Annotated in this window: 15 protein-coding genes and 1 CRISPR repeat array (1 of these 16 only partly in view); of the genes, 9 read left to right on the plus strand and 6 right to left on the minus strand. The window is 39.5% G+C overall.

The annotated features are described in order from the left end of the window. Window positions 1–150: a CRISPR direct-repeat array (repeat unit 37 nt; unit sequence TGTCTCCACTCGCTGGAGAAACTAATTGAATGGAAAC); it begins 406 nt to the left of the window's first position. Further along, window positions 151–753 (minus strand): hypothetical protein, encoded by a 603-nt coding sequence (locus V7K31_RS28165; RefSeq protein WP_335099041.1) that lies wholly within the window; start codon window positions 751–753, stop codon window positions 151–153. It lies immediately after the preceding feature. Window positions 754–1536: 783 nt separating this feature from the next. Here V7K31_RS28165 and cas10 point away from each other — a divergent pair. From cas10 to V7K31_RS28195, 6 genes are all read left to right on the plus strand, one after another. After that, window positions 1537–4497 carry a type III-B CRISPR-associated protein Cas10/Cmr2 gene (cas10, locus tag V7K31_RS28170; RefSeq protein WP_335099044.1) on the plus strand — a complete coding sequence of 987 codons (2961 nt, stop codon included), beginning with the start codon at window positions 1537–1539 and terminating at the stop codon, window positions 4495–4497. Continuing rightward, window positions 4497–5564 carry a type III-B CRISPR module-associated Cmr3 family protein gene (locus V7K31_RS28175; RefSeq protein ID WP_335099046.1) on the plus strand — a complete coding sequence of 356 codons (1068 nt, stop codon included), beginning with the start codon at window positions 4497–4499 and terminating at the stop codon, window positions 5562–5564. Before cas10 ends, V7K31_RS28175 begins: the two co-directional genes overlap by 1 nt. Before the next feature lie 76 nt (window positions 5565–5640). Next, window positions 5641–6423, plus strand: a complete 783-nt coding sequence (gene cmr4, locus V7K31_RS28180; RefSeq protein WP_335099048.1) for a type III-B CRISPR module RAMP protein Cmr4 — start codon at window positions 5641–5643, stop codon at window positions 6421–6423. 194 nt (window positions 6424–6617) lie between these two features. Continuing rightward, window positions 6618–7019 (plus strand): hypothetical protein, encoded by a 402-nt coding sequence (locus V7K31_RS28185; RefSeq protein ID WP_335099051.1) that lies wholly within the window; start codon window positions 6618–6620, stop codon window positions 7017–7019. Beyond that, window positions 7019–8911, plus strand: a complete 1893-nt coding sequence (cmr6, locus tag V7K31_RS28190) for a type III-B CRISPR module RAMP protein Cmr6 (RefSeq protein ID WP_335099054.1) — start codon at window positions 7019–7021, stop codon at window positions 8909–8911. The genes V7K31_RS28185 and cmr6 overlap by 1 nt, the downstream gene beginning before the upstream one ends. Further along, complete coding sequence (locus tag V7K31_RS28195) at window positions 8908–10467, plus strand: hypothetical protein (protein ID WP_335099056.1); 1560 nt, start codon at window positions 8908–8910, stop codon at window positions 10465–10467. Before cmr6 ends, V7K31_RS28195 begins: the two co-directional genes overlap by 4 nt. 9 nt (window positions 10468–10476) lie before the next feature. Here V7K31_RS28195 and V7K31_RS28200 read toward each other — a convergent pair whose 3' ends face one another. The 4 genes from V7K31_RS28200 to V7K31_RS28215 all read right to left on the minus strand — a co-directional run bounded on the left by V7K31_RS28200 (window position 10477) and on the right by V7K31_RS28215 (window position 16296). Next, window positions 10477–11598: an ABC transporter permease gene (locus tag V7K31_RS28200; RefSeq protein WP_335099058.1), complete on the minus strand. Its 1122-nt coding sequence runs from the start codon at window positions 11596–11598 to the stop codon at window positions 10477–10479. A 47-nt stretch (window positions 11599–11645) separates the two neighbouring features. Beyond that, window positions 11646–12752 (minus strand): ABC transporter permease, encoded by a 1107-nt coding sequence (locus V7K31_RS28205; RefSeq protein ID WP_335099061.1) that lies wholly within the window; start codon window positions 12750–12752, stop codon window positions 11646–11648. Window positions 12753–12787: 35 nt separating this feature from the next. Then, the gene (locus V7K31_RS28210; RefSeq protein WP_335099177.1) at window positions 12788–14740 is read right to left on the minus strand and encodes an ATP-binding cassette domain-containing protein; all 1953 of its coding nucleotides are present in this window, start codon (window positions 14738–14740) and stop codon (window positions 12788–12790) included. A 185-nt stretch (window positions 14741–14925) separates the two neighbouring features. Beyond that, entirely contained in the window at window positions 14926–16296 is a 1371-nt protein-coding gene (locus V7K31_RS28215; RefSeq protein WP_335099063.1) for an HlyD family secretion protein, read from the minus strand. Between the two features lie 108 nt (window positions 16297–16404). Here V7K31_RS28215 and V7K31_RS28220 point away from each other — a divergent pair, with 108 nt between their 5' ends. Beyond that, window positions 16405–17052: a TetR/AcrR family transcriptional regulator gene (locus tag V7K31_RS28220; protein WP_335099065.1), complete on the plus strand. Its 648-nt coding sequence runs from the start codon at window positions 16405–16407 to the stop codon at window positions 17050–17052. A 176-nt stretch (window positions 17053–17228) separates the two neighbouring features. On the opposite strand, the gene V7K31_RS28225 is transcribed toward V7K31_RS28220, so the two are convergent. After that, entirely contained in the window at window positions 17229–18302 is a 1074-nt protein-coding gene (locus tag V7K31_RS28225; RefSeq protein ID WP_335099068.1) for a WD40 repeat domain-containing protein, read from the minus strand. 119 nt (window positions 18303–18421) lie between these two features. Between V7K31_RS28225 and V7K31_RS28230 the strand changes: the two genes are divergently transcribed. Together V7K31_RS28230 and V7K31_RS28235 are read left to right on the plus strand one after the other, a co-directional pair. Beyond that, window positions 18422–18886: a CYTH domain-containing protein gene (locus V7K31_RS28230; protein ID WP_335099070.1), complete on the plus strand. Its 465-nt coding sequence runs from the start codon at window positions 18422–18424 to the stop codon at window positions 18884–18886. A 426-nt stretch (window positions 18887–19312) separates the two neighbouring features. Further along, window positions 19313–20488 (plus strand): PD-(D/E)XK nuclease family protein, encoded by a 1176-nt coding sequence (locus tag V7K31_RS28235; protein WP_335099073.1) that lies wholly within the window; start codon window positions 19313–19315, stop codon window positions 20486–20488. Window positions 20489–20941 lie beyond the last annotated feature (453 nt).

Raw genomic sequence — 20941 nt, forward strand, 5'->3', positions numbered from 1 at the left:
CAATACTACTTCTTAAAAATTTTAAATTCATCTCTATCATGTCTCCACTCGCTGGAGAAACTAATTGAATGGAAACTTTTCTTTGCTTTGATATCAGCGAGCATTCCATTAAATGTCTCCACTCGCTGGAGAAACTAATTGGATGGAAACTTAAGCATTCTGCACCATCCATACTAAAAAACCTAGTATTTGATCTATTGGAGGTAGTGGGTAATCTGTCAAGTCGATTTCTACTATTTGTTCTACTAGCTTGAGGAATCGACACTGGGTTCCGTTTGTGATGCTCCCATACATGGCTGATGTGGGATTTCCCTTGAATTCATTAAATCGCTGGGCGGCCACCATTTCAGCAATACATTGACCTATTCCAGCATTTAAATCACCTCTTTTCGCCTCTACAATTACTACCGTAGGCGCTTCAATTTCTAGTAATTCAGGAGAACGGCTAATTAAAAAATCGCATCGGCCATTTAATCCAACTGTTGCATCTACTGTAAAATCTTGACCAGAGAAAAAACTGATTTTGCGTTCTAATATGCGACGAACTTCTACCAGCACAGGGCTAATTATTAACTCAGAACGGGCTTTTTCATTGCCTGTTGCTACTGCCAAAGGGAGGTTTTCATTGAGTGATTCTTGTAAGTTAGAACTAGGGCTAATTGGCTCTATCTGTGGTAAAAAACGATCGCCCTCACGAGTAGAAATGCCAAAAGCAGTCTTTACCTTGCCAAGTGTAAATTCGTTATATGCCATTTTGGCTCCCTTGCAAAAACAGCCGACCTTTAGAGGATGTTTTAAAAGTCCTAAAGTATACCAAAAACCCCGCTTCCATTCCTCTCCCCGAAGCGGAGAGAGGCTTTGAAACCCCCATTCCCTTGTAGGGAAGGGGGGCTAGGGGGGTTAGGTTTCTGAGATATTGATGTTAGCAATAATACTTTTCAAACACCCTCTTAAATCATTCTAAGTTAAAGAAGTCGGAAGTTGGAAGTACAGTTTTGTAAAGCATACTAGAAACCCCGCTTCCATTCCTCTCCCCCACTCCTGAGAGGCTTTGAAACCCCCATTCCCTCGTAGGGAAGGGGGGCTAGGGGGGTTAGGTTCTTAATGCTTTGATGTTACCAAAAATACTTGTTCATTCATCCTCTGAGAGGATGTTTGAAAAGTCGTAAAGTATACTAGAAACCCCGCTTCCATTCCTCTCCCCCACTCCTGAGAGGCTTTGAAACCCCCATTCCCGCACTTCGTGCCGCTACGCTAACGTAGGGAAGGGGGGCTAGGGGGGTTAGGTTCTTAATGCTTTGATGTTACCAAAAATACTTGTTCATTCATCCTCTGAGATAAGGTTTAAGTAGAAATAATTCAAATTGTCAATAAATAAATAAAAAAATATTTAAATAACTGCAACCTAACTTCCTCAAAGCCTTACCAGGAGAGGATTAAGCGAAAAAATGTTGATAATAATTAAGATTAATTTTTACTGGACGATCGCTAATTTAGATTTATACAATAGCGGGCACTATCAAAGAAAGCAAACCTGTGTCGGAAGCATACTGGCAAGCAAAAATCTGGGGATTACTTCATGACCCTGTGCTAAAAGCGCTACACAATAATAGTGGACGTGGTGAAAATAGCTTCTGGCAACAACTAGAAGTAATGCAGAACTGGCGTGAGAATAACTGGAACCCAGAGACATCTGGACGCAAAATTCTAGAACACATTCACCAAGCTGATTATATTGCCTCAGCCAGCGATCGGGGTGCTATTGGTAGCGTGACCGCAAGTATCAATTATGCTCCGACTAATAACAGAGAACAAGGTCTAGAAATATCTCATTTGCTATCTGGGGAAAAACGTCATTTTAAAATAAAGCAGCATTCAGAAATGCTGGCGACAAAGCGCAAAGATTATTTAACTTCAAAAGAACAAAAGTTACTAGAAGCCATACCAAAAGAGTTGAGAACAAATCCCGAAAAAATTAAGGGTTTGTTTTGGTGGCTGTGGCGTTGTTTACCAGCAGCTACTTGTGGAGAATTTGATGATGAATCTTTGATGCTGATGCCAGCTGAAACGCGCCTACCAGATAGTTCTATTTGGAGTCATGGTAGTATCACAGCAGCCTTGGCTGGCGCTTTAGCAGGATATGATCTGACAACCGCAGAGATTGAACACTGGCCAACCAACAAAACTTTCTCTCATCCTTATTTAGCTAGCTTCACCTTTACCCCCGTCCAAGAACTCATCAAAGCCAGCCGCAAAATGCGAGACTTTTGGGCAGGTTCTTGGCTATTGCACTATCTCTCAGCCAAAGTATGTTGGCAACTTGCCCTAAAATACGGCCCTGATTGCTTTCTTTATCCCAGCCTCTACCAACAACCATTAATTGACCATTGGCTATTAAAAGAATTTCCTGAGTTTAATATATGGATAGAAGAACCTGAAGCTAATTCACTTTTAACGGCAGGATTTCCGAACGTGTTAGTGTTAGTGCTGCCAAAAGATAAAGTGCAAGCTGCTATGCAATTGGCCAAACAAACACTTTTACAAGAATGGGCAAAAATTGGTGATTTGGTTTTTGACGAATTACAAACTCAGCGTCATTGGATGCCAGATTTACAAGCAAACAGCAGCACTTGGAAAGGTTGGTTACAATCTCAATGGCAATTTTATTGGACAGCTTTACCCATAGGCGCTGAAGGAAAACTTCTCAAAAATGCCGCTATTCCTAAAGAACGAGAGACAGAATTTTTAGATTGGCTAAACGCTCAAAATCAAGCTTATATAACTAACCAAAAGAAAAACCTATTTCAAGATAATGAAATAAATTTTCTGCGGCAAGCATATCAACAACGTTGGGAAAAACAAAAACGAAAATTCAGCGTAAATGTTGGTTCTTGGTGGGCACCGATTTTTGACGCTAATCGATATGCTTTAGCAGCAGTAAAAAATGCTCGGAATTGGGAACTACCTACAGCTTTTGGCCCGCGTTCTACGATTTCTGGTATTGGCCCAGTGGTGCATCCTGGTGAGGATTGGATAACTGAAGGTGAAACTAAAAAATATTGGCAACAACGCGTAGGTTTGTTTGATGGCAGTGAACAACTAAATGCTACAGAGACAGTGAAACGATGTTTGCATAAAATCCTCCCGACATTACTGAATATCTCAAAAGATAAAATTGCTGTTTCTTATCCAGATTTGACATCAGGAGTCGCAGGTTATTTAAAAAATGCTGATTCTGAAGAATTAAAAATATTTAATCGAACTTGTGCAGCAGTGAAAAATTGGGTGGATGACCGAGGACAAAAACTAGATGTAATTCATGAAAAATGGGGTATACCTTGGATTGATCAACATGAAAATACTCAATTTAAACAATTTCATCCTCGATTACTAAATCTAGGGTGGGTAGTTGAAGATTTAGAAATATCAGCAAACTTAATCAATGATTATCGCCAAGATATTGCGAAAATTATTCATAAATCTTATCCCAGCAATAATCCTGCTGATTGGTATGTATTAGCGGCAGGTGACGGCGATGATATGAGTAAATGGTTGCAGGGTGAAAAACTAAAAGAATATCGAGATTATATTCCTTCAAAATTAAAAGATAAAGAAGATAAATCAGTATCTTTAGAAAGCTTTCAGAAGTTTTTAGAAGTCAAAAAACGCATGGGGCCATCAACACATAATGCCCTGAGTCGTGCTTTGTTAGATTTTTCTAATCAATTAGTACCTTATTTGACAGAACAGCGTTATGCTGGACGCTTGATTTATGCAGGTGGAGATGATGTTTTAGCCTATAGCAATCTCTGGGAATGGGATAACTGGTTATGGGATATCCGCGAATGTTTTCAAGGAAATAAAGACCCTCAAGATGAATTTGACAGCAAAGGCGATTATTGGACTGCTTTGGAGACACACCCAAAAATAGCCAAAAGACCATTATTCACGATGGGGAAGAATGCAACTATTAGCTTTGGTATCGTTATTGTCCATCATTCAGTACCACTTGCGATCGCTTTAGAAAGTCTTTGGTCAGCAGAAGCAAAAGCCAAAGAACATTTTTATCTAAAGGAAGGTAAAAAAGACCAAAAAGATGCTGTACAAGTACGAGTATTATACGGCAACGGCAACACCTTAAAATCCACTGCTAAATTTGATGTTTTCCGTGAGTGGCAGAAATTAATTACAGACAAAGAATTAGACAGTGCGATATTTGAACAAGCCGCGAGTTTGTGGAGTCAACACCCAGTACCGAGTCGAGAGGCAATTTTACCTTGGACAAAAGCATTTTGCGATCGCCGTGACCAATTCCAAGGTGATGACACAGCCAAACAACAAGCCAAACAGCAATTTCAGAGAAATTTAGCTGATTTTCTCCAAGCCTTATTTGTGACTACCAAAGAAAAAGACTTAGACGATGAAATCCAAAACTGGTTAAAACTTGCAGCTTTTGTCAAACGCAACCGTGACATCAAACTAGGAAGTGATATTTAATGTATTGGTATAAACTCACACCATTAGATATATTAATGTTAAGAGATGCCAAACCATTTTCACCACAAGAAAGGGCTTGGGCGGGTAGTATATTTCCTCCCAATGGTCATGCGATCGCAGCGGCATTGCGGGGAATATTAGGAGAGAAGAAAGACTTTAATATTGTTGGTCCGTTCCTCTGTTATGAAAACAAAGGAAATAGCTTATATCTTCCGCGTCCATTAGGATTTGTGAAATCCACACCTCTTGTTCCTTTAGTATGGGAAACTGCATCTCATTTACATAATGTTGTTTTGCGTGATCAGACTCAACCTTGTCCTTTAGTTAAACCTGTCAACCTACTAACAGAAGATGAGGAAGATGATTTTGTAAAAGGCGACGATTCAGAAGCGAAATTTAGACAATATCTTCCATACTCAGTTGTCAAAACATATCTCCAAACCGGAAAGATCGAAAAAGACGATTGGCAAGTAATTTCTGGGAGTCATGAAGATCAACCTTGGACAATAGAGACGCGATCGCACAATACTATTGAACAAGGAACAAGACAAGTTAAAGATGCCGATGGTTATTTTGTCGAAAATGGAATTCGCCTTCATCATGGGTGGAGTTTAGCAGTTGGCATAGACGAAAATATCGATACTCCAAGCAGCTTACGATTAGGAGGAGAAGGACATCGGACAATTTTGCAACGTTGTGATGAATTAGGCGAACAGTGGGCAAGTTTGCAACAACAATCACAAGCTAACTTTGCGCGTGGAGGTAAAGCGATCGCTTACTTGGTGACACCAGGTACTTTTGAACGCAAAGATAAATCCCAAGGGAGAGAAAGGGCGATTTGCCGTGCTTATCCTTGGGAATGGAAATTAGCCCCGACTATTAACGGCAATCAAACACGAGGATATTTAGTCAGTGTAGCAACAGAGAAATTAGTACCTATTAGTTGCCGTTTTCGAGAAAAAGCAGAAGCGAGTAAAAGTATTCCGGCGCCGCAAGTTTTTGCTACACCTCCTGGTACTTTGTATTACCTCAATCAACCGCAACTTTTATTTCAAGATAATGAATAAACCAAGGTAAACACTTGGAGAAAACTTGGTTATTCAGAATTATTGTGGATTAACTACAAACAAGAAGGTAATAATCATGATTAATTCTATTTACCTATATCTTCTAGCTCCATTACACACTGGCGGTACAACTCAAGAAGGTAATTTACTAGGAATTGCGCGTGAATCTCATACTAATTTACCTTATATTCCTTCTAGTACAATTCGTGGTAAAGTTCGGTCAACTGTCACAGATAAAGATAGACAATATCAACTATTTGGCAATGAATTAAAAGATGGTAAACAATTAGAACAAGGTAATATTTGGATTGGTGATGCTTCTATACTTTGGCTACCTGTACCTTCTTTAAGTCATAGTGTAGTTTGGATTAGTTGTCCTATGTTACTACAACGTTGGCAACGTTTACAAGGTAGTAATTTACCTATACCTCCCGAATATAGTTATAACTTTACTAATGGTAAATCTGCTGTTTACCTCAAAGATGCGATTATCAAAGCTGATAAATTACAGCCTTGGGATAAATCGAAGGAATTTGTCCCAAAATCATCAGCAACAAGTTCTCTAAATCGTTTATTAGTTTTACCAGATAAACACTGCGCTACATTAATTCAAATGAGTTTATGGCGACAAGTAAAAATTAAACTCGATGAACATAAATCAGTAGACGGTGGTTTTCGTTATGAAGAAGCAATTCCTCCAGATACATTAATGTATTTACCTTGGGGAATTACATCTCAAGCTAATGGCACAGCCCAAAAATCATCTCAAGATTTTAAGGATTTATTAGCCGCTAATGAAATCTTACAAATTGGTGGACAAGAAAGTTTAGGACGCGGATTTGTCCAACAATGGATGTAAACATTTAGTAGTAAAACGCGATGTGCAACTTTCTCTCAAACCTAACCCCCAGCCCCTTCCCTACGAGGGAAGGGGAGCAAGACTTAAAGCCTCTCTCCACTTACCTAACGGTAGGCTGACGCCAACGGGGAGAGAAATGGAAGCGGGGTTTTAAGAATAAGTCGCACATCGCATTAGTAAAGGAATTAATTAATATGACATTTGACCCTAGAACAATTGCAACACCAATTTATGAAGCTTTAAATGAATTGCGTACCCTACCCAATCAAGATGACACTCGTTTGAAGCAACAAAAAGGACAATCAGTTGAACTTTACACTTATCTTTCTACTTGGGGAATGATGCGACTAAAAGCTGAAGAAACAGCCTTAGCTGAGAACATGAAAGGTAAAAAGCAGGTGGTAAAAAAGTTTTTTGAATGCTTACAAGAACTATCAGGAATAGCAAATTTAGCTAATGAACAAGGTTTAGTAACTTTAAAAAATCTTGATACAGATGAATATTTAGGTTTAACAGGATTGGGACTAGCTTTAGCACAAGAGTTTAGTTTTTGGGCTACTGCTATTTATTCAGATATTCAGGGAGACTCAAACTAATGGTATTTGATAGACCTCAACCTAATCAACCTAGAAGACGACAACCACCTGCAACCGCCAATTCAGATATGAATCCCAGAAGAGTAATTACTGTTGGTGTTGGTGGTCATAGTGGTGGTCATAGTGGCGGTCATAGTGGCGGTCAGCCTCCTATACCCTCTCCTTGGTTAAACCCAGAAAATCCACCTCAACCACATCCAGAGGCGAGTTTTGTAGAATATCTGCGTTGGATGCGATCGCCTGATGCTGAATACAAAGACCCCACCAAAGTACAAATATTGCAAATGGCCCAAGAGGGGGCAAACTACTCAAAGCGATTAGAACACCTCACCAAACGTACAGAATTAATAGCTAAAAATAGTTTTAAAGTTCAATGTCCTTGGAGAATTCGAGTCGGGGGACACCGAGGACCAGAGAGTATTTTATTACCTGCTTTTGATGCTTTAGGTATGCCTTATATTCCCTCTAGTACCTTGCGAGGTATCGCTAGAACCCAAGCTATACGGGAAATCATCACTCAACAGCAAATAGATTGGAAACAAGCAGAAAAACAAATTGCACCTTGGTTTGGTTCATTAGACGCGAAAAATAAAAGCGATCGCTCAGGTAAAGTAGTATTTTTAGATGCTTACCCTCTACCCAATCAAAATATATTAGCTGTAGACATGGCTAATAATATTTGGCAATGGGAGAATAATTCACCAAAATATAGTCCCAATCCTAACCCATTTTTAAGCTTAGAAAAACCCATCTTTGTTATTGGCTTATGTTTAGCAAGTGGTTGTCAAGATAATCAAATATTAGAAAAAGTTAAATATTGGCTAATTACTGGATTACAAGCTGGCGTAGGTTCTCAAGTTAATACTGGTTATGGTCAATTAAATCCCGCAGGTAAAGTTACTTATCAAAGTGAATTCTTCCGCGTTGAATTTATATTAGAAGGTCAGTTAATTCATGGGCAGCAGAAGTTTAGAAATATTAATCAACCTTATAGAAGACATACAAATGGAAATTTAAGATCAGATACAATCAATCATGCAGAAGTCCGACCTGTTGCTTTTAAATCTATGCTACGTTATTGGTTTAGAACTTTTGCATTAGGAATTCTAGAACCAACACAAGTTCAAGCATGGGAAAATAAAATATTTGGAGGGATTAATCCTAGTAAAGAATATGGTTGGTTAATGATCAGAGTTTTAGAAGGAAGAATTACCCAAAAAGAACCTCAGAGTCGTGATGATAAATGTGGTGAACAAAAAGGAATTTTAACATTAAATTACTCACCAGAAATCCCAAAAGAGAAACAAGCTAATCTGCAAAAATTAGCTCAAAATCTTACTTGGTTAATGTTTAATTTAGGTGGTATTGGTCAAGGTGCAAGAAGACCTTGTTATTCTCGGCAAAATCGTGAATATGCTCCTTGGTGGCGTGGTTCTACTATAATACCTGACAGTATAGACTCATTTTGGAGATTACCAAAAACTCCTAAAGAATTTCAGCAATTATTTAGACAAAAACTAGAAGCTTTTTATCAAGCATTACAAGCGTTAGGTGCTAATTTCAATTATCTTCAACTAAAAAATTGTGGTACAGCCAGAAATAACCAATGGACAGAAGCTATTGATGCTAATTGTCGAATAATTGTCTGTTCTGCAAAAGAAGATTTTGATAAACCCTATGCATTAGTAGTTCTGCATAGTCAAGACTTGAAATTTAATGGTAATTATGACGGTAATCTTTGCGGAAAAGTAGGTAGAGAAGTGAAACCTTCCCCTATATGGATTGCAGATTTACAGGAATACCAAGTAGTAACGGTATTTGGTGCTAACGTAGACCCACGCAAAAAGTATTTAGAAATATTAGATAATTCTATCCAAATCTTCCCCTTATGACAATTATATCAACTGAATCTAATCGCGTAGATACGTTAATTATCACCGTGGGTACTCGCCAAGTTGGTTGGCGTTGTAAAGATGGAGTAATTCGTTCTTTTGGTGCTGATGGTATTATGAGTTCTAGCTATCCATGTCATGTTAACGAACTTTTTCACGAATTAGGAATTGAACGTGGTACTCATGAAGAAAAGGAGAAAACCTCTCCCTGGAGTGCTAGAGATTTAGGTAAGCGATATTATGAATACTGTGTAGAATGGCTTGGTGGTGACTTTAGCCAAGTTGAACTGCTTTTAGACCAGAAAATTATTGAAACTGGGATTAAGCAGGGTCTTAAGCATATTATCTTGTGGGGAACTGACCAACCAGAAACAGTTTCTTGGTTTTTTCGTCGGCTTGATACTCTTTGGTTAGCAAAATTAATGTCAGGAAAAATTAAAAGTATTTTTCCTGATGTCAGGGTAGATATTCACGCACCACTAATTAATGCAAATGACACTAATGCTACTCGTGAAGAACTAGAAATTTTAGTATTGCAAGAAGCACGAGATTATTTTTCTCCCTCTGGCGAGGAAGAATTTGTCTTATGGATACAAAATAAAGGATGTACGCCTGCGATCGCATCCTGTGTAGAAATTTGTGCAGCAGCTTTGGTGCGTCAATGTCAAGTCTTTAACGCCAGTCCCGATGAACCAGAAGAATTCTTCCCCACGCTGCAAAATGGTGCTAGAACTGCTGCTCATTCCCAAACTTTTAAACTTATCCCGATGGGAGAGTATTTCTGGTCTTTAGAACGCTTGCGGGTAGTTTCCGCATGGGAAAGGGGCGATTTTTCCGAAGCACAACTTTGGTTAAAAGTACATCAAATTCGTCACAAAATTCTCTATAAATTGGCAGGAATTTTGGTAAGCTATACGAACTGGGAAATAGATAGTTTTATAAAACTTATTGGTGATTGGCTAGATTCTAATGATGTCGCTAAAGCAGTAAAGAGCGAACAAATTCAAGCTTGGAAAGAACAATTAAATCAAATCAAAGCCGACGACATGACCAAAGCTTGGGAGTCTACTTTGTTAATTCAACTACCGCTTTACCGCCAAAATTACACTATAGCATTTATTCAATTTGCCCAGATTTTAGAACGATTGCTGTATATTCAATCCCAAGAAAAAAATTGGCTGGCTAAAGGATTTTTGACCATAACACCAGACCAAGCACATGGAATAACCTATGAACCACGAATGGTCGATTTAATTCAAGGTTGGTGTAAATCTCGGAGTTTCAATCAAGATAATAAATGGTATAAATTATTAGATCGCATTCGGAAAAAACGCAATCAAGTAATTCATTCAGGTAAATCAGTGACACTGAGTCAAATCCGCTCTCTTTGGAATGATGGTAATTTATTTTCAGTAAAAATCTCAGAAGATTCAGCAGTTGTAAATGATTTGATGTTAGAACTGCTTAAAGAAGTTAGCACTTCGCCAAACTTAGATAAATTGCTAGTGCTATCGCTCTACAAATGGGGATTGCAGGTATTACAAGAATCAATCTGAATATATCCTTTAGCTTAACTGACTACGAAACTTACTAATACTAATAGTTAATAACACAACAGCAAAGGCGACTAAAACCAAAACATTCATCCACAATACATCTAAGCCAACGCCTTTGAGCAAAATACCTCGAACGATCGCAATGTAATGGCGCAGGGGATTCAGTAAGGATAGGACTTGAAAGAAAGGTGGCATAGCTTCAATCGGTGCGATCGCGCCAGAAGTTTGTACCATTGGTAAATTAATAAAGAAAGCTGTCAGGACTACCTGTTGTTGGGAATTACTCACAGTCGCCAACATAATACCCAGGCTAATTCCGACAAATACATACATACCTGATAGGGCGAAAAATAGCAGAAAATTACCTCGAAATGGGACATGAAATATTACTATTGCTAATGTGATAGCTAATAAGACATCTCCCATTAATAAAAATGCTAAAGGGACTATTTTCGATAGTAATATTTGCCAGTTAGCAGCCGGAGTCATTAATAATTGTTCTAAAGTTCCCGTATCTTTTTCCCGAACAACAGTAATTGCTGATACTAATGTGCCAATTAATGTTAAAACTAAACCCATAACTCCTGGTACAAAAAACCAACTACTCGTAAGTCCGGGGTTGTAAAGAAATACAACTTGAGGTGAGATTGGGGGAGTTGCTTTACCTTGGGTTAATTGCAGATTATATTGCTGGATAATTTGATTCATATAATTTCCCGCAATCCCGGCTGTATTGGCATTTACTGCATCGATAAATACTTGAATTTCTGCGGATTTTTGTGCCAGTTGACGCGGAAAATCAGGAGGAATTATTACTCCGACATCTAGCTTTCCTTCTTCTACCTGACGACTCAATACTTTTTCACTGTTTGGTACAGATTCTAAAGTGAAAATTTGATTTGATGTCATGGCTGAAACTAACTCTCGACTGGCGCTGACGTTGGCATAGTCGATGACACCTAATCGTAAGTTATGAACGTCGGGATTGAGGATAAAGCCATACAGTAATAATTGGACTGTCGGGGGGACAACTAACAAAACAATTAATTGTTTATTGCGGAGAATTTGATTAATTTCTTTCCGCACTAGTGCCCAAAATGGACTATCAAATAGACGCTGAATAAGTTTCATAAAATTAATTTTTATCGAACCGCAGAGACGCAGAGAACACAGAGAGATTAATTTGGTAATTGCATTCGACTTAAAGCTCGACGCGATACGTTGAAAAACACTAATCCCAAAGCTGCAAGCATGAGTAAATCAAACCAAACTCCGGCAAATCCTGTACCGCGCACGAAGGCATCACGAGTGATATTAATGTAATAACGCGCCGGAATTACGTTAGGTAGTAGTGATAAGGGAAAAGGAATATTGTTGAGGGGATAAATAAAACCTGAGAGTAATAAGGATGTGATAAAGCCTAGGAGGGAAACGCCTTGTACAGCAGCATTTTGGTTACTGCTACGGACTCCTAAAAGTAACCCAAAAAGAACGCTATCTGTTAGAAATAGTAATGTGCCAAGTAGTAATGTTATCGGGTTGCCAACTATGCCAAGATGGAAAATAATTGAGCCTAATATCATAACTATTAATGCCTCGGCGATGGCAATTAATAAGTATGCTAATCCTTTACCAAGTAATAGTTCGGTGGCACTAATACTGGAAGCGTAAACTTGTAAAATTGTCCCTTTTTCTTTTTCGCGTACCATTGCGATCGCAGACAGCAATGAAGGAAAAATCCACAGTACAACGCCGTAAGTTCCTGGTACAATATACAACGATTCTAATCTCCCAGGATTAAACCATAGACGCATTCGTGCTGTAATACTATTAGTAGCAGGTATCAGTCCATGCTCTTGCATGAAAAAGTTTGTGACTCTCTGAATACTATTTTTAATTACACGCGCATTATTAACATCAGTTGCATCGATTAATACTTGCACGTTTGTACTTCTTCCTGCTTGAATATCGCGGCTAAATTCCGGCGGAATAATTACAGCAGCTTTGGCGATTCCTTTATCTATTGCATCGCGTGTAGGATTGCCACCAGACCATTGTTTAGGCACAAATTGATTAGTGGCATACAATCGTTCAATATAGCTGCTACTTAGGTTTGTGCGGTTAAAATCTTGCACAATTAAGGGAATATTTTTACTTTCTAATCTAATCGCAAAGCCAAAAATTACTAGGGCGATGAATGGCAATAAAAATGCTAATGCTAATGTTAAGCGATCGCGGCGAAATTGGGCTATTTCTTTTACACATTGAGCAAAAATTCTTTTCATATATATACTAAGTAAAGTTTCTCCCTACTCAATTCCTATTTTTGCGATCGCTGGACAATACCGATAAAAGCATCTTCTAAAGAAAAAGGAATGGGACGCAAAGAATTGATGGTAATTTGATTAGCTTCTAAAAGTTGAGTTAGTTGATTTATTTCCTGTTCGGGATGATCAAGGACAACGTGTAAACTATCAGCAAAAATCGAGACGCGCCAAGACTCAAAGTGTTGTTTGAGTATCTGGGAAGCAGCTTGGTTTTGATTGACAATAACTTCTATTAGTTGTCCCGGTTGCGAGGCTTTGACAGAACTTGGCGAACCTTCGATGACGGTTTCTCCTGCAACCATAAAACTCATGCGGTTGCACTGTTCAGCTTCTTCTAGATAGTGCGTTGTCACTAAAATAGCTGTACCATTGTGGGCAAAGTCATTAATCAGCTTCCAAAACTGGCGACGCGCTAACGGATCTACTCCCGATGTTGGTTCGTCTAAAAATAAAATATCTGGTTCGTGCATCACGCAAGCACCAAAAGCGACTCGCTGTTTCCAACCTCCCGGTAGCTGTCCAGTAATCATATTTGTTTGCCCTTCTAAGCCACAGGTAGCAATTACCCAGTCAATTTTTTCCCGCCGGAGTTTGCGAGGTACACCGTAAACTCCGCTATAAAATTCTAGATTTTGCAGAATAGTTAAATCGTCGTAAAGGGTGAATTTTTGACTCATATAACCAATGCGTCGCCGTAAGTCTGCACTCCGCAGATTTCCTGTTTCACCACCCAAGGAAATTTCACCGCCACTGGCTTCTAATAATCCACACAGCATTTTAATTGTGGTAGTTTTGCCAGCACCGTTAGCACCTAACAACCCAAATATTTCGCCGTAGCGGATTTCGACGTTGACATCTTTAACGGCTTGGAATTTACCAAAGATCCGACTGAGGTTATGGGCGTAGATGGCTACTCCTTTAGTCTCCCCCTGTCCTCTTTTGCGAAAACGAGGAAATGGGAAAAATTGCGGTACGGAACCTTGTTGTCGCAGGCGCGTGACAAAGACGTTTTCTAATGTGGGTTCGCCATGCTCGATATTGGGGGAAGGTAACTGATGTTGTTGCAGTAGTTCGCGCACTTGGATTTCGCCGGAATTTATATCTTTGACGAGGACATCCAAGCGATCGCCAAAACTTTGCACATCTATTATATTTGTCTCAATATTCTGGGAGAGTATTTCTTCTGTGGCTTGCAGATTTGCTGTTCGCACTTCTAAGCGATGCAAACCTAAGTTAGCACGTAATTCTGCGGGTGTGCCAATTTCATGAATTTGCCCACCGTACATCAAACCTACGCGGTGACAGCGTTCAGCTTCGTCTAAGTATGGTGTAGCGACTACAATTGTCATCCCCTCGGCTGATAACTGGGCTAGCACATCCCAAAATTCTCGCCGGGAAACTGGATCAACACCTGTGGTAGGTTCATCTAATAATAAAACTTCTGGTTGAGAAACCAAAGCACAACACAGCGCCAGCTTTTGTTTCATCCCACCAGAAAGTTGTCCCACTAAGCGATCGCTAAATCGCTCCAAATTCATTAATTTTAAATATTTCTTGCGGCGTTTTTGTAATAAATCGTCTGCTACTTGCCGCAACCCTGCTGCATAACGCAAGTTTTCATCAATGCTCAAATCCAAATACAGCGAAAACTGTTGGGTGAGATAACCTGTGATTAATCGGGCATCTCGTGCAGGTTGATTAAATATTTGTACGTCTCCCGCCGTTGCTTCCATCACACCGCCCAAAATGTGAAAGGTGCTAGTTTTTCCCGCACCATCAGGGCCAATTAATCCAAACATTTCGCCTTTGTTGACACTGAAATCTATTCCTTGTACAGCAGCTAAGTTTCCATAATGTTTGTGCAAGCCATGAACTTTAATTGCTGTGGTGGGAAGACTAGATGATTGCGGTAAGTTTGGAGTAAGAACTGTTCTTTGCTGTTGCATCATTTAGCCTCCTAGCTGGGAAAAGAGAATTGAGGGGGAAAATTGAGGGGGAGAATTGAGGGGGGAAGAATTGAGGGGGGAATTTTAAACGCAAAGGGGCGCGAAGGGAAGCGCAAAGGTACGCAGAGAATTGGTTATGAATTAATGAAATGTTGTAGTAAGTAAATATTTGCTCTCTGGTTTTTTTAACTGGCTTCTGTCTTCAGCTTGATTTCGGCATCTGCTGGCATCCCCATTTTGGCACAGGGTAAATCTGATTTGGTATAAGGATTTTCGGGGTTAAAGCAGTTATCAGGGTTTTGAATTTTAATCCGAATTCCTACTACTTGTCTGACTCGATCTTTTTGAAAGTAAATATTCTCTGGTGTAAATGAAGCTTGCGGATCGATCGCAATTACTTTACCTTCTAGTGGTTTATCTGGCGCAGAATCAATCAAGATTTTCGTTGTTTGTCCTAGACGGACTCTGCCAATATCGCCTTCGGGAATAAAACCTCTAAAATACAGTGTCTTGGGATCAACAATTGTCAAAATATTAGTCTGACTGCTAACTACTGCACCTGGTTCGACACTACGGGCTGTTACCACTCCATCTAAGGGACTAACTACATTTAAATCTTTTTTGGAGTCTGCAATCTGGGTGAGGATTTGCTGATTTGATGCTTGGGCATCTTTCACTTTGGCACGGGCAGAGTTGACTTTTGCCTGTGCAGATTTAAGTTGAGCATCACTTTGCTGCTGCTTTCTGACTAATGCTGTTAACTGGGCGTTGCGAATGTCAGGATTGAAACCTGTAGTTTGAACTTGAGTTAACGCCCCTGATGTCGCGCTTAACTGTTGGCGTTCGGCATTAACTGCTGCAACTCGTGCTTCTAGGGTTGCGATCGCAGTATCAAGAGTGGTTTGTGCTTGATCGAATTGTTGTTGATTGATTGCCCCTTCTTTGACTAATTGGGCATAGCGATCGCGGTTGATTTTTGCTAAATTAACTTCTGCTGCTGTCTGCTTAACTTGCGCTTGTGCTTGTACTAATGTGGCTCTGGCTGCTGCTACATTTGCTCGTGCCTGCTCAATTCTACCTTTGGTATCCCCTTGAGACTGCCGCAAATTCAGTTTGCCTTCGTTAATTTGGCTGTTAATTTCTTGAATTTCTCTGGCAACTTGCTCGACATCTGAAATTGCCTGCTGTTCATCATACTTTGCAGATGTTACTCTCGCTTGAGTACCAAGCAGTTGTCCTTGCAGCAATTGATCTTCTGTGTCGTCTAACTTAATTAACTGTTGCCCCTTTTTTACTGCTGCCCCTTCCCGCACGCCAATTGACACAATTCTTCCAGAACGCTTGATCCCAATCTCGGTTTCATAACCCTCAATGCGTCCGCTAACTTGCAGTACATTCACTGCTCCTTGCCGTTGACTGCGCCACACAGCGTAGCCAATGCCAACCACCACCAACAGCACCCCGATCAGTAAAGGAATCGGTTTCTGGCGGCGCTGCTGCTTTGATACTGGAGCATCTTTAAGATTTTCCGGGGATGTCGGGATAGTCTGAGTCATGGTAGCACCCTGGATTGGGAAAAATATTTTGTAGACGGAAATTCTTTGTTATCATACTAGACTGTATAGTATTATGACACAAGAGATACGTCAAAAAATTTACTGTTCATGTGCAAAAATCCTACTTGCGAAATAGAAAATCCTTTACCTGCGATCAATCCCAAGCAGGAGCAAATCTTACAAGGAGCTATACGGGTATTTTTGAAGGAGGGTTACGCTAGAACAAGTATGGATCGTGTCAGCGCGTCAGCTGGAGTGTCGAAGCAAACGATATACAGTCACTTTCAAGATAAAGAAGGGCTGTTTAAAGCGTTGATAGAACGGTTGACGTTGGCTTGTTTTCAAAGCATTTTTTGCACAGAAAAATTGCAGGGCGAACCAGAAATTTTGTTGCGTCAACTTGCGGAAATTTATTTAACCAAAGTCGCTGATAATCCCGATTATTTGGCCTTGTTGCGTTTGATGATCACTGAGTCACAAAACTTTCCGGAACTAGCAAAACTTTATACCCAAACTGTTGTGCAGCGTGGTCGGCAAATGCTGAGTCAGTATTTCGCATCTCATCCAGAATTAGGAATCACCGACCCAGAAGCAATGGCTCAGATTTTTTTTGGTTCGCTGGTATCCTACGTGATTTTACAAGACATTTTGTATGGTAAAGAACTCATGTTTTTATCACGCGATCGCCTGGTAGACAGCTTAATCAACGTCGTCATGAGCCAATCCCTAAATACGGAAATATACCTTTCCAGGTGATTGTAAAATCTGTTTTTTTTGGCGTTTAAATTTCCATCTGTAGGTAATAGCTAATGCAGTTAAGTAGGTAGGCGTAATTAAATATAAGATCAAACCTCACCCTCAATCCCTCTCCTTATTAAGGAGAGGGAAGCCGGAGGTAGGGTGAGGTTTTATATTTAATTTGACCCACTTACTTAGTTAATTTGCCAAATATGTATAATGCTATCCTCATTGCTACTAGCAAGAGTTTTACCATCTGGGCTAAGAGCAAGCCCTAAAACAGAACTGGAACCATCTTCAAAGGTCTGCAACAGCTTCAAAGTCTCTAAGCTCCACAGTTTAATAGTGCCATCAAAATTGCCGCAGATCAGAATTTTTCCATCGGAGCTGATCACAAGAGATTCAACTGAACTAAAATTTTCAGGAAACTCATGCAGCAGTTTTCCAGTTTGGAGATTCCATAACTTCAGGGTGCTAATTGCCCGATTTCCAGAAACTAGCTGACCAAAACTGCCAGTGACGAGCTTTTTGCTATCTGGAGTAATGCCAATAGCATCAACTGGGGTTTTGTGCCCTTTGAGAATATGGCGTATTTTTTTAGTTTGCAGATCAATCAGCTTAATTGTATTGTCATCGCCACCCCCAGCACTCACAAGGGTTTGCATATCAGGGCTAAATGCAACCTTACTTACATATTCTGAATGTGCAGTAATGGTATCAAGCAACTTAAGCCTATGTAAATCCCAAAGCTTGATTGTGCGATCGTCACTACCACTAGCAATCAATCTACCATCTGAACTAATAGCAACGGTTTCTACTGGCTGGGTATGTCCACTTTCGATGTTTTGCATAAGCATTAATTGAGTGCGTAAATCCCAAACCTTCATTGTTGGAGTGGTTATCCCACCACTTACAATCCGCTTGCCATCTGGACTAATCGCAATTGAAGTCACACCATCTGAGTGAGCATCTAAACTACGCAACAATTTTCCAGTACGTAGATTCCAGATTTTAATTGTATCATCTCTACCTCCACTAATCAGGGTTTTCCCATCCGGGCTAATCACAACTGCTGGAACACCAAAAGTTACTTTTTTATGCGCTGTCAGTGTGTGAACAAGTTGAATATGTGATTGCGACTGAGTAATTGTACTCCTACCAATGCGAGGATTTGAACTGGAAGAATGTACATCAATGACAATAATGGTTACTGCGATCGCTAAGGCTGTAATCGCTGGTTTGGATTTGAGGAATTTCAATAATTTCATGGTGGTGAGGAACGCAATTATATAATATGGTTCCCATTTGATGGGGCGCGATCGCATCTCATCTGATAAACTACAGTCACTTGAAAGTGTAAATTATTACATCAAAGCAAATAAATAGAATGGCGAAAGAAATAGAGCGGAAATATTTAGTCAGAGGAGATAGCTGGAGAGGATTAGCTGAAGGTAGTGTATATCGTCAAGGATACATTGCCACACAAGACAAAGCGACTGTACGTATACGTATAGTCGGGGAAAAAAGTTATTTAACCATTAAAGGCCCGAATATCAAATATTCAAGATTAGAGTTTGAGTATGCGATTCCTGTTGAAGATGCTCAAGAAATACTTGAGACATTGTGTGAACGTCCCTTTATAGAAAAAATCAGATATAAAATAGAGTCGGGTGGTTTGATTTGGGAAATAGATGAGTTTGATGGTGTTAATAAAGGACTAATATTAGCAGAAGTTGAACTCAGTGATGAAAACCAACAAATTGAATTACCAACCTGGATTGGAGAAGAAGTTTCTGATGACTCCAGATATTTCAACAGCAATTTAGTAAAACACCCTTTTTCACAATGGTAATGGCTGAAATATTGCTGATACCAATTCTGTATGAAGATGCGCTAAACCATATTTAAGTGCAAAAAAGAAAAATGAACCGCAAAGGACGCAAAGGAGAGGCAACGCGTTGCGGGGATTCCCCCCGTTGTAGTGACTGCCGTCACAAAGAAAGAAGTTAACGGGACTTAAACATTTTTGAGTGGGAAACAAGGCTAAAACCCATGCAGTGTAAGGGAAATACACTAAATGCTCAGGAAATGACCCAAACCTATATCAAGAAATCAAGCAAAACGATGTCAAAGTCTCTCTGTATATACATTTAAGGTCATTTTATCGCTGTTTTTTGTCTAAGTCCCACTAATCAAGGCAATCAAAATTGTTGAGTGTAGCGCGATCGCATAAGGACAATACATTTGTCTATATGCTATGTTGAAGGCTTTAAAAACTATGGAGAATATACGCTTGTCAGATAGCTTGTTTAGCGCACTACGTAAATATCCCAAAAGCCAAGAGCTTGATCCAATTGAGAATTTTCTGACTGAAGGTTTTGCTTGGTTGCTGAGAAATAAAGAGATGCTTGCTCGTGAATTTGTAGATTATCTCAGTTTAAAATTACCAGAACCTCTTCCTTTAACTCATAAACTACCAGAGTGGAAAACACAATACACCTTCCCTGGTGGACAAATAGATATGTTGGCAGATTGGGGACAATTTGCCTTGATATTTGAACACAAGGTATGGTCAAATCTTAGTCCAGGGCAACTAGATAGATATCGTAACTATGCAAACTTAAAGTGGTCACAAGGATATAAATTAATTCTTATTACTGGATTAACTCGACAACATGAACAAAATCCTGACTTAGCTCTGACTTGGAGTGATATATATAAATTTTTGAAGCATTGGTTAGAAACAAAATCAGATGATAGTCTGGTTCGTGATTTTATAGATATGCTTGCTGAGGAAAATTTAGGACCAGCAGCACCAGTTTCTTATGAAAGTATAGTTTCTTATTTACCTGCTCAATCACTACAGCGTAACCTGAAGAAGATAACAGAACGTGCTGCTTTAGCAGATTGGCGTTGGGTGTTAGAAAGAATTGGATTTAACAAAGATGCACCTATTCCCTCTATGCCAGCGAAATATCAATCTCTGTTTGGGCGATTAGGGCTAGAAATTTTAGATGCTAACTTTCCGAGTATATTCGTTGGTACTCTTCTAGATGGCTCCGATTTTAAAGTGCAACCTTCAAATTTACATCTCGGCCCAGATTTTTGTTTAATTTTAGGTTTTAATATAAAGAAATGGAAGTCATTTGAAGGCGATTTTTTTTATTCTGATGAATATACTAAATTGCGCTCAAGATTAAAAGAGAATTCAAGGACATGGGATTTTCACGATCACAAATTTGACGTAGCCAGACCAAACCCTTGGCATCCTCTTCATTTAAGAAAACCTCTAGTTGAGGTCTTCCGAGGTACTATAACGTTTGAACAGCAAGTTGACAGATTTATTTTGTATGGCCGTGAAGTTATTGAATTGCTGCTTGCTGGTGGTGAGTTAGAAGCTTTAACAAACCGCCTTCATCCTATTGCCAAAAATAGTATTTTTCCTGTTGAATGAGTTGTTTTGAGGTATAGAGTGCTTTAGTTGTGGGGAACTGCGATCGCACGGCTATTTGTTGCATATTTAATTCGTAAATAAGTGTTGAGAAGTGAAAAATAATCTCAGGTGGTGCAGAGTTAATAATTCCTGTTTCGCTAAGACGCTTATATACAGGGCGTATACAAGTTACCGCAACCTACAATAATTCTTCGGGAGCAATGCGATTTTGTGAGGTTTGGGAAAAAAGGTGCGATGCCTTCTCTTCGAGACGCTTCGCGAACGGCGGGCGCAGCCATCGCTAAATCCTTTTCTCAGTAATTAAAATATATTTTCTTTAATTTCAGTGCGTTTTAACGCACTTTAGCTATTAGCCCGCAATTTATTGCAGGGCGGGAAAGCAATGCTCTCACTGAGGTTTTAGGGATGGGGATTTAAATAATTTGTAATTGAATTAGTTGGTGTATAAATCCC

Origin of the sequence: Nostoc sp. (assembly GCF_036917675.1) — a bacterium.
GTDB lineage: Bacteria > Cyanobacteriota > Cyanobacteriia > Cyanobacteriales > Nostocaceae > Nostoc.